The organism is Corallococcus llansteffanensis (assembly GCF_003612055.1).
Classification (GTDB): Bacteria; Myxococcota; Myxococcia; order Myxococcales; family Myxococcaceae; genus Corallococcus; species Corallococcus llansteffanensis.
In genome coordinates this window covers 1-4709 of sequence record NZ_RAWB01000695.1, presented here as the reverse complement: position 1 = coordinate 4709, position 4709 = coordinate 1, and the positions used below count along the sequence as shown (strand labels likewise).

At 69.8% G+C, this 4709-nt stretch carries 4 protein-coding genes and 1 pseudogene; 4 read left to right on the top strand and 1 reads right to left on the bottom strand.

Annotated features, from left to right (window positions below; all coding sequences use genetic code 11):
* The 4 genes and pseudogenes from D7V93_RS38360 to D7V93_RS38345 all read left to right on the top strand — a co-directional run.
* Positions 1 to 556 (top strand): annotated as a pseudogene (locus tag D7V93_RS38360) (hypothetical protein); the annotation flags it as partial.
* Positions 557 to 696: 140 nt separating this feature from the next.
* A complete protein-coding gene (locus D7V93_RS38355) occupies positions 697 to 1377 on the top strand; it encodes a Dph6-related ATP pyrophosphatase (protein ID WP_120648032.1) in 681 nt (226 codons plus the stop codon).
* 99 nt (positions 1378 to 1476) lie between these two features.
* Positions 1477 to 2277, top strand: a complete 801-nt coding sequence (locus D7V93_RS38350; RefSeq protein ID WP_244237753.1) for an ABC transporter substrate-binding protein — start codon at positions 1477 to 1479, stop codon at positions 2275 to 2277.
* Between the two features lie 9 nt (positions 2278 to 2286).
* On the top strand, positions 2287 to 3357 hold the full coding sequence (locus tag D7V93_RS38345) for a FecCD family ABC transporter permease (RefSeq protein ID WP_120648030.1): 1071 nt from the start codon (positions 2287 to 2289) through the stop codon (positions 3355 to 3357).
* A gap of 48 nt (positions 3358 to 3405) precedes the next feature.
* Here D7V93_RS38345 and D7V93_RS38340 read toward each other — a convergent pair.
* Positions 3406 to 4709, bottom strand: a 1304-nt coding sequence (locus tag D7V93_RS38340) for an alpha/beta fold hydrolase (RefSeq protein ID WP_158623955.1), incomplete at its 5' end; no start/stop codon positions are given.

Sequence of the window (4709 nt, the reverse complement as noted above, 5' to 3'; positions counted from 1 at the left end):
GCGTCATTCCCGCCGGGGGGGGAGGGTGCTGGGCATCTGTGGCGGCATGCAGATGCTGGGCATGCGGGTGGAAGATCCGGACGGCGTGGAGAGTCCCCCTGGCTCGGCGGTGGACGGGCTCGGGCTGCTCCCCCTCCGGACCTGCATGGCGCGCCGCAAGATCACCCGCCAGGTCCGGGGCTCCTGCCTGGAGCCCTCACTGCGGGGCCTGGAGGTGACGGGCTACGAAGTCCACGTGGGAGACAGCGAGCCTGTCGCGGAAGGGTGGGCGCCGCTGCTCCAGCTCGCGCCGCACCCGGGCGGCGAGGAGCTGCCAGAAGGGGCATCGAGCGCGGGGGGGCGCATCTGGGGAACCTACCTTCACGGTTTGTTTGACGAGGACGGGTTCCGGCATGGGTTCATCAACCTGCTCCGCGCCGAGCGGGGATTGCCGCCTCTCACGGACGGGCGCGCGTTCTCGGCGGGAGGCTTCATGGCTGAGATCGATCGGTGGACCCAGCACGTCACGGCACACCTCTCCGCTGCGTTCCTGGAGCAATTGACGCGACAGGCATAGGAGGCCCGTGCATTGGCAAACGGTCTGTTATTGTGTTGAATCAGGTTTGCCGGGGATTCCCTTGGCAAATGGACTGACTCGATTGTTCCGGTTCCTGCTGGAACAGTGGGGCTCATCTACCGACAACGGAGATAGGCGCGATGACTCGGCCCAAGGCCCTCGTTTCATGGAGCGGTGGCAAGGATTCCGCTTGGACGCTCCACACACTGCGCCAGCAGGGAGACGTCGAGGTCGTGGGCCTGCTGACGCTGGTGGATGACGGGAGCCACCGGGTTTCGATGCATGCCGTCAGCATCCCCCTGCTCCAGAAACAGGCGGAGGCGGCGGGGGTCCCGCTGTGGATGGTCAGCGTCCCCGATCCCTGTCCGCCCGAGGTCTACGCGGCCGCGATGGCGGATGTGCTCAAGCGGGCCAGCGCGGAAGGGATATCGTTCGTCGCCTTCGGGGACATCTTCCTGGAGGAGGTCCGCAGCTACCGGGAGGAGCGCCTCCAGGGAACCGTGCTGAAGCCCCTGTTCCCGCTCTGGGGGCGCAACAGCCTGGAGCTTGCCCGGGAGATGCTGGCGGCGGGCGTGCTCGCTCGCATCACCTCGGTGGATCCGCGCCTGCTGGCGCCCTCGTTCGTCGGGAGCACCTTCGACACCGCGTTCATCGACGCGCTTCCCTCGGGCGTGGACGCCTGTGGCGAGCTGGGGGAGTTCCACACGTTCGCCTTCGCGGGACCCATGTTCAAGGAGCGGATCCCCGTCATGCCCGGGGCCGTCTCGCAGAACCATGGGTTCTACTTCGCGGACTCGACGCTCCACCGGGCGGAAGGCTAGGCTCCGCGCCCCACGCCGAGCGAGCCCCCCACACCCGCTCTCATGCTTTCATCCCTTCTCCTCGCAGTGCTCGCGGCCTCCGGCGGCTCCTGCAGGTCGATGCCGATCCCGGAGTCCCCCCTGTATCTGGGCGCGGCGCCCAAGGCGGCCGTCACGCGGGTGGTGTCGCTCGCGCCTTCGCTCACCCAGACGGTCGTCGCCCTTGGCGGCGCCGACCGGCTGGTGGGGGTCTCCCGCTTCGACGAGCTGCCCGAGGTCGCCTCGCTGCCCCGGGTCGGGGGCTTCACGGACATCGCCGTGGAGGTGGTGATCGGCCTGAAGCCGGATCTCGTCCTGACCGTCGCGTCGCCCATGAACCGCAAGTCCGTGGAGACGCTCTCCAAGCTGGGGATACCGGTGCTCTCCGTTCCCATGCGGGACATGGAGGATGTGGTGGAGGCGATCCAGGCCATTGCCCGTCCCCTGAAGCTGGGCGCGAAGGCGGAGGCGCTGGTCGGGGAGATAGCGCGTGCGCGCGCGCGCATCCGGGAGAAGGCGAAGGCGCGGCCACACCCGCGGGTGCTCTTCGTCTATGGGTTCACCCCCCTGGTGGTGGCGGGCGCGGGGTCCTTCACGGATGACCTCCTCCGGGACGTCGGGGCCATCAACGTGATGGGCGATGAGTCCTGCCCGGTGAATTCATACTCGCCGGAGAGTGCCATCCTGGCGAAGCCGGATGTCATCATCGACGGTGGCGGGAGTACCCGGGGGCGGGAGAGCCTCCAGGAGCTTCCCGGCCTGAAGAATGCGCGCTGGGTCACCCTGAGTTCGGCGGAGTTGCTGCAGCCCGGACCGGGCCTGATCCGGGGGTTGGAGGAGCTCTTCTCCGTCCTGGCGGCGGATCCGGCCCGCGGCAGATAGCAGGAGCCCATGCCGTTGTTTCAGCCAGACGCCGTCCGGTTCACCCCGAGCCGGGCCTTCTTCCTCCTCGTGCTGCTGGGGGGGCTGTGCCTGGGCGCGTTCGCGCTGGCAGTCCGCTTCGGGGAGCATCCCATCTCGCTCCGGGTCGCGTTGACGGACCCCGCCTCCACGGACGCCAGCATCTTCTGGTCGCTGCGCCTGCCACGGGCGGTCCTGGCGGCCCTGATTGGCGCGGCGCTCGCAAGCTCCGGAGCGGTGTTGCAGGCCCTGCTCCGCAATCCGCTGGCGGACCCCTTCGTCCTGGGGGTGTCCGGCGGCGCGGCGCTGGGCGCCTCCCTGGCCATCGCCGCCGGGCTGGGCACGGTCTCGGAGCTCATCTCCGGAGCGCAGCTTGGAGCGTTCGCGTACGTCTCGGCGCAGTCCTTCTTCGCGTTCATCGGCTCGGTGGGGGCGGTGCTCTTCGTTCTCGTCATCGGGCGGGTCCGCGCGGGAGGCTCGCCCTATGCCTCGCTGCTGTCGGGGGTCATCTTCAATTCCTTCGCCGTGGCGCTCATCACGTTGATCCGGACCCTCGTGACCCAGGACAAGGCCGGGGAGATCCTCTTCTGGCTGGCGGGGGCGCTTGGCTACGAGAGCGCTGGGACGCTGCTGGGCATGGGCCTGCTCCAGGTCCTGGCCATCGCGGTCATGTGGATCTGGTCCGGGCAGCTCAACCTGCTCACGCTGGGGGACGATGATGCCGCGTCGCTCGGAGTCCCGGTCCAGCGCGTCCGCGTGATTCTCTTCCTGGCCACGTCCGTGAGCGTGGCGGGCTCGGTTGCGCTCGCGGGGATGATTGGCTTCGTGGGGCTCATCGTTCCGCACATCCTGCGGGCGCTGCTCGGCCCGGACCTGCGGCTGCTGATTCCCTGCAGCGCGCTCGGGGGCGCCGTGTTCGTGCTGGGCTCCGACCTGCTCGCGCGGCTGCTCTTCCCCGTGTTCGACGCGGAGCTTCCCGTGGGGGTCATCACCGCCCTCCTGGGGTGCCCCTTCTTCCTCAGCCTTCTGGGGAAGCAGGAAGGGCAGCCGGAGCGGCCTTGAGCAAGCGCCCGACTTCGGCCGGGGCCCCTCCCGTGAGGCCCCCGCGAGTCACGCTGTCTTGAGCCGCGTTCCGTCCTCCTGGGGATGCGTCTTCCGCCGGGAGTCCGCCTGCTCGAACAGCGTCGTGAGGACGCGGGCGAGCTCCTGGACGTGAGGGGCCCGGAGCAGGGAGTAGTGGTTTCCGGGAACGCCGTGCATGTCGACGTCCGAGGACAGCGAGCCCCAGTCCCGGTCATGCAGGGGCGTGACGCCTTCCTGGGACTCCGAGCCGAGCAGCAGGGTGGTACGGCCGGGGAAGTCATGCAGCGTGTGCTGGCGAAGCGCCCGGAGGTTGGAGATGAAGACCTCCTTGAAGGCACGCAGCCAGTCCAGGTCCGTGTCCGAGGCGAAGAGGCCGGCCTTCCGGCCTTCCGCGAGCAGGTGGAGCAGCAGGTGCTCGGCGTCGAACGGGTCGGCGTCGGGAGGCGGCGCGAGGTCCAGCCCCGCGGTGCGGGCCAGGTCCTGGATGAACTGGAAGGTGAGGGTCATGTCGTCCTCCAGCGGGGCTCCCCGGGCGTAGGAGGCGGAGGTGGGCTCGATGAGGGCGAGCACCTCGACCTGCTCGCCCTGCTCCCGGAGGAGGCAGGCCATGTCGAAGGCGACCGCGCCCCCGAGAGACCAGCCTCCCACGCGGTAGGGCCCCTTCGGCTGGAGCGCCCGGATGGCCTGGACGTAGACGCGGGTCATCTCCGCGATGGACTGGAGGGGCGGCCGCTTGCCGTCGAGCCCCTGGGCTTGGAGGGCGTAGACAGGCTGGTGGGGGCCCAGCGCCCGGGCCAGCTCGGCGAAGCAGAGGACGTTGCCGCCCACGGGGTGGACGCAGAAGAAAGGCGGCCGCTCCCCGCCGGGCTGGATGGGCACGAGGGGTGACCACTCCGTGGGCGCCCGGCGGCAGAGCGCCGCGAGCTGCTCCACGGTGGGGGCCTGGAAGAGCGCCGTGAGCGGGAGGGAAACGCCGGTGCGCTGGCGCAGGCCCGCCATCAGGCGCACGGCCAGCAGGGAGTGTCCGCCAAGCTCGAAGAAGTTGCTGTGCACGCCGACGGGGCGGACGTTGTTCAGCTCCTCGAAGAGGCAGGCCACCACCAGCTCGAGCATGTCGCGCGGAGCCACGTAGTCCCGCGGCGCGAGGGCCGTGTCCCCCGGTGCGGGCAGGGCCTTGCGGTCGAGCTTGCCGTTGGGCATGACCGGGAAGGCGTCCAGCAGGATGAAGAAGGACGGCACCATGTAGTCGGGCAGCCGCTGCTTGAGGGCCACCCGCACGGAGTCGAAGTCGGGAGCGCCTTCGGGGGAGGGCGTCACGTAGGCCACCAGGC